The 334-nt window shown below is 71.9% G+C and carries 1 pseudogene; it reads left to right on the top strand.

What is annotated here, in order from left to right:
- Nucleotides 1-334: pseudogene (locus TW83_RS21460) on the top strand (MFS transporter); the annotation flags it as partial.

Below are 334 nucleotides of genomic sequence, written 5' to 3'. Positions count from 1 at the left end.
CGGCTTTGCCGCGATGCTGTTCATGCCGCCCGCGATGATGGCGGGCCTGCTGTCGGCCCTGGCCAAGGGGCCGCAATACATCCTGTCCTTCGTCATCGTCTTCATCTCGACTCAAAGCCTGGGCGGCGTGCTGGGGTCGGGCCTGTTCAACACCTTCACCACCCGGCGCGAGGCGCTGCACCTGCAGGACCTGTCCGTCCAGCTGACCGCCACCGATCCGGCCACGGTCGCGACCCTGGCGGGCCGGGCCGCGATGCTGGCCGCCCAGATCCCCGATGCCGCCGCGCGCCGCGCGCAGGCGGCGACCGATCTGGGCCAGCAGGTCGCGGCCCAG

The organism is Paracoccus sp. S4493 (genome assembly GCF_000967735.1).
GTDB lineage: Bacteria > Pseudomonadota > Alphaproteobacteria > Rhodobacterales > Rhodobacteraceae > Paracoccus > Paracoccus marcusii.
The sequence above is the reverse complement of the archived record's forward strand: the minus strand, read 5'-3'. Positions and strand labels throughout refer to the sequence as shown.